2 protein-coding genes and 2 pseudogenes are annotated in these 4218 nt (G+C 51.8%); 2 read left to right on the top strand and 2 right to left on the bottom strand.

Going from position 1 to position 4218, the window contains the following annotated elements:
- Nucleotides 1-112: 112 nt before the first annotated feature.
- The gene (locus ASG63_RS24680; protein ID WP_082559418.1) at nucleotides 113-556 is read right to left on the bottom strand and encodes an NUDIX domain-containing protein; all 444 of its coding nucleotides are present in this window, start codon (nucleotides 554-556) and stop codon (nucleotides 113-115) included.
- Nucleotides 557-1097: 541 nt separating this feature from the next.
- Between ASG63_RS24680 and ASG63_RS24685 the strand changes: the two genes are divergently transcribed.
- Nucleotides 1098-2513 (top strand): capsular polysaccharide export protein, LipB/KpsS family, encoded by a 1416-nt coding sequence (locus ASG63_RS24685; RefSeq protein WP_156394268.1) that lies wholly within the window; start codon nucleotides 1098-1100, stop codon nucleotides 2511-2513.
- 193 nt (nucleotides 2514-2706) lie between these two features.
- On the opposite strand, the pseudogene ASG63_RS19755 reads toward ASG63_RS24685, so the two are convergent.
- Nucleotides 2707-3642 (bottom strand): annotated as a pseudogene (locus ASG63_RS19755) (IS110 family transposase).
- 66 nt (nucleotides 3643-3708) lie between these two features.
- On the opposite strand from ASG63_RS19755, the pseudogene ASG63_RS24690 reads away from it, so the two are divergent.
- Nucleotides 3709-3994, top strand: a pseudogene (locus tag ASG63_RS24690) (IS630 family transposase); the annotation flags it as partial.
- Between the last annotated feature and the right edge of the window lie 224 nt (nucleotides 3995-4218).

Here is a 4218-nt window from a genome sequence, read left to right on the forward strand (position 1 = left end):
CCCGGATCTGGCCTTCCAGCTACCCATGGCCGCCACCATGCAGTAGCCTCTCAATCGGCTCGGTCCAAAATACCGGTCAGGTCAAGGAGCGCGAAGGCGTATGAAAACATGTTTAGCAAAGCCCGGCAGCCGAAAGGCAACTACGCACATATGAGTGCAAATTGGGTGAAATCGCGCTGATCCAGCTGTAATGCGCGTGATGGCCATCAAGTTTTACGTTTACAACCTTATCTTTTGGAAATAGAAAGAAGCAGGTGTTAATGCTATGTACAGCTATGTCATCGGGGCCGTCTTCGAAAATTGTTTCTGAAGTAAGCAAAATCGGACCTACATGGCAACGTATGCCGACCTCCTCGATCGCCTTCCTGCTGGCCGCTTCCTTCAGCAACTCTCCTTTGTGGACCCTTCCACCAGGTAACCACAGCTGCCCTTTGGCGGGCGCATCCGTTCGCTCAACCAGAAGTATCCGTCCTTCAGACACGATAGCGACGTCGACACACGCGATTGGCACACTTGATAGAATTTGCCGGTAAGTCTCAGAAGGAATCCATTTCATTTTTAATTCTCCTCGAACTGATAAAGTAGTTGAACGCAAAAATATTTATCTAGCTATACTAGTCAGATCAAAACTTACTTCCGATTAATTTCATAGTCAGTATTGCTTTTGGCATATACGCCTTTGTATAACAAAAGTTCAACGATTTCATCCGACCATAAGCCAGGCCTCAGTCGCCCGAACATACTAAGTGGCCTCCGGGAAGCCCAACGCGGCTCAGTCATCGATTGTTCGAATTATAGAAGATGCCCTTGACCGAACCGTTGTTCAGAGCCTTGCTGCCGTGGGCGAGAATCAGTCGTGACGCTGATCTTCGTCATGCAGAGTGGTTCAAATTTGGAAGTCTATGGTCCATTTTCCCTGGCGTCAGAAAATCAGGCGACTATCATTCGCTTACTAATTTCCTTTAATACCTGATACAAGCGGTCGCGAGATTGAAGGGCGTTCAAATGCACTTTAGAAGCTGTGCTTGTTAATCTCGCTTGATCAATTGCGGCACTATATCGACCTTAATATGTCCGTAATAACCTATTGATTAAGATTGTATTTCCTGTTCGTATCTAGCGTTGAGGTTCGTATGACAAGATCGAGCGAGCTAAGGATAGCATTTATCGTTGAGCCTTTACCTGTAAGATCCGGCCCAGAGGACTTTGAATGGCCTTTTTTGCATTTTTGCTCGATTGCAGAAGCGCTGAACAGATCAGGCGCAGCGAAAACATACATTTTTGGGCCTGACCAGTTAATTAATAAATATCAAATTTGCTGCCACGGGATAAAGGGCAGCACTCTCGGTTTTGACCAATCCTGGCCAAAGCGGTGGCGTCAGGAATGGACGAATTTCCTCAATGGACAAGACAATCATAAAGTCAGTTTAATTTCAGAAATTATCGCGCGAGAGTTAATTGATGTTGTGTACATTTGGAGTAAAAATGACACGCTTCGAAAAGCATCGATCGAAGGGGGCGCTCGAGTTATTCATGTCGAGTTATCCCCTATCCGATCGCCAATGGGCTTGTACTGGATGCTCGACCCGGATGGTGTCGGCCCGGATTCCTTAGCATCAGAGATGATTGTAGGAAACGAATTTTCCAAGCGTTCGGACCTAAATTTAAATTATTGCCTATCCGATCTCATATCAGATCAATCACTTCGATTGAAGACAGCAAGCAATCGAAAAAAACGTCTGCTAGTCCCACTTCAGCTTGATTACGATATTAATACAATCTTATGGAACTCGTATGGTAACCAATATAAAAGCTTAAAAGAATTGTTGCTAAATCTAGCAAACTATAGAGATATAGATCTTACAGTACGGTCGCATCCTGCATCAAAGCGCGATTATTCTACTCTCGTCAAGCTGCATGCGCCAGAAGCTAATTATGTGACAGGAGCAACTCCGCTTTGGGAATCGCTCACTCATTGGGACGGCGTCATCCATGTCAATTCAAGTGTTGGTTTTGAAGCTCAGCTGCTCTCGATGAACGTTTGTTCTTTGGGCGCCGGGCTAACGTCAAGAATGACAGCATCAGGTAAGTACGGAACTAAAATCGAGTCTTTTATCAAAAGCAGCGTTTTATCTGATGATCCATCGAACAATGTCGAAGGAGCCAGAAACTTCGAAATATTGCGTAAATACTTTACGGTTCCCGATTTTATTGCAAATAAACCGTCGACCTACGCTTTGGTCGCCTCTGCTATAACTTCCTTCCCTGGCAGCACTAAAAGCTGGTTTCAGACATGCGGTTTGCAGGAAACACTAAAAAATTCTCAGATCCAAAGATTGGAATACGAAATTGCTTCACTCAGAGCACAGAATCATTATCGAATATTGGATTATAAATCACATGAAGGGTTACATGCTACAAACCAGAAATACATTGACGAACTTAGGTCTGAAAACCAGATTAGGATTGATGAAATTAGATTTCTTGGAGAAAAAATTAGATCCATGCCATAGAATGGTGAACACGAATTTTTTCATGAGGCTGACTATTAATACCAAGTCTCGCTAAGCAGGACTCACACATGGCAGCATCGACTTTTGGCTCGTCATTCTGTCCTTAGGTTTCAAGCCTGTGGAGGATGCGATCGATGCTCCGGTACCGCTACGGTCGGACTTTAATGCGCAAGCCTTGCGCGGTCTGGCTGTTCTAGTGAGCACGGCCGACGAGGCCACGCAGCCACTCGTCGATCAGGGTCTGGCCTGTCGAGAGCGACGGCAGAGCCGCCCGTGCGCCGTGGATCAGGAGCGTGCGCCGGTAAGTGTTGCCCCGCTTCGTGATGCCGAGGAGTCTTGGTTTGCCGCCGGTCGTCGCTTGCCGCGGTACCAAGCCCAGCCAAGCCGCGAGATCACGACCGGATCGGAATGTCTCGCCCGTGCCGATTGCGGCAACCAATGCAGTCACGTTCAGCGCCCCGACCCCTGGAATGCTGACGAGGCGCCGTGCGGCCTGGTCCTCGCGGGCCCTGGCTACGAACTCGGTCGTCAGCGCAGCAATACGGCGATCCAGCTCGTCCCATTCCAGGCGCATATCTTCGATGAGGAGACGAGTGCGCGGACTTAAGGTCGAGGGTAGCTCGAATGCGGGATCGAGCATCTCCGTTAGGAACCTCTCAAGCTGCTGACGGCCCTTTGCGACGACAATACCCCGTTCCAGGAGCACGGCGGGCAGCTGGTTGATCAATGCCGTCCGCTGTCCAACGAGGCGCGTCCGGGCACGATGAAGGATCTGCGCGTCCAGCTGCGACTCGCTCTTCGACGGGACGAAGCGCATTGTCGGCCGGGTCGCGGCCTCTCCGATCGCTTCCACATCCCGCTCGTCGTTCTTCTGCGCTTTGACGTAGGGCTGGACGTACTCCGGCGACATAAGCCGGACCTCGTGGCCCTACTCCCGCAGGACGTGGCCAAGGTGGTGAGCGCCGCAGTACGCCTCCATCGCCATCGTGCAAGGCGGCAGTTTGGCGCCCAGCCGGACAACGCGGTCTCGCGAGAGTCTCCGCCGAAGGACGATACGGCCCGTCTCATCGAAACCCGCGACGCTGCAGATGTTCATACCGAGATTGATACCCAACACGGTGATCGCCATCGTTCTCTCTTCTCCCCGGACCACGTCAGCTTAGCGCCGACGCCGAAGGAGGGGCGGGCCATCCCAAAGAAGACAGCTCACGTTGCCGAGCAAGAACGCCCGGTCGTGAAGGCCGCGCGCGAGGCCTGGTTCGAGGGCCAGCTCGATCTCGACCCTGCGCGACTCGTGTTCCTCGACGAGACATGGACCTCGACCAACATGGCCCGGCGGTACGGACGGTCTTCCCGTGGCGAGCGGCTGCGCTCGCCCGTACCCCATGGCCATTGGAAGACCAACCCTGGTGGCGGGCCTGCGCCTGTCCGGATTTCAGCAGGTCGCGGCAGTCTCAGCCCCAGAGTTCGCGACTGATGGCATGGCGGACGGTGAGCAGATCCGGAAGTAGATTACGAGATCACGGTTTCCTCCCTCTATTGAGGGATGACTGCGCGTCGAGCGCGGTGAGACGTGCGTGACTAGCTGTTTGGTCCCACTGTGTGGTGGTACGACTGATGCCGCATGGAGGGACGCGCTATGGGACAGGTTCTTCACGGCAGCGCCACGACGACTGAGACGGTCCGTCGCGCAATCCAAGCTCGT

It is taken from the genome of Methylobacterium sp. Leaf94 (genome assembly GCF_001426045.1).
Classification (GTDB): domain Bacteria; phylum Pseudomonadota; class Alphaproteobacteria; order Rhizobiales; family Beijerinckiaceae; genus Methylobacterium.

Bases quoted from the DNA above. Each gene is read 5' to 3' on its own strand.
- ASG63_RS24680 (WP_082559418.1), bottom strand. From the start codon at position 556: ATGAAATGGATTCCTTCTGAGACTTACCGGCAAATTCTATCAAGTGTG.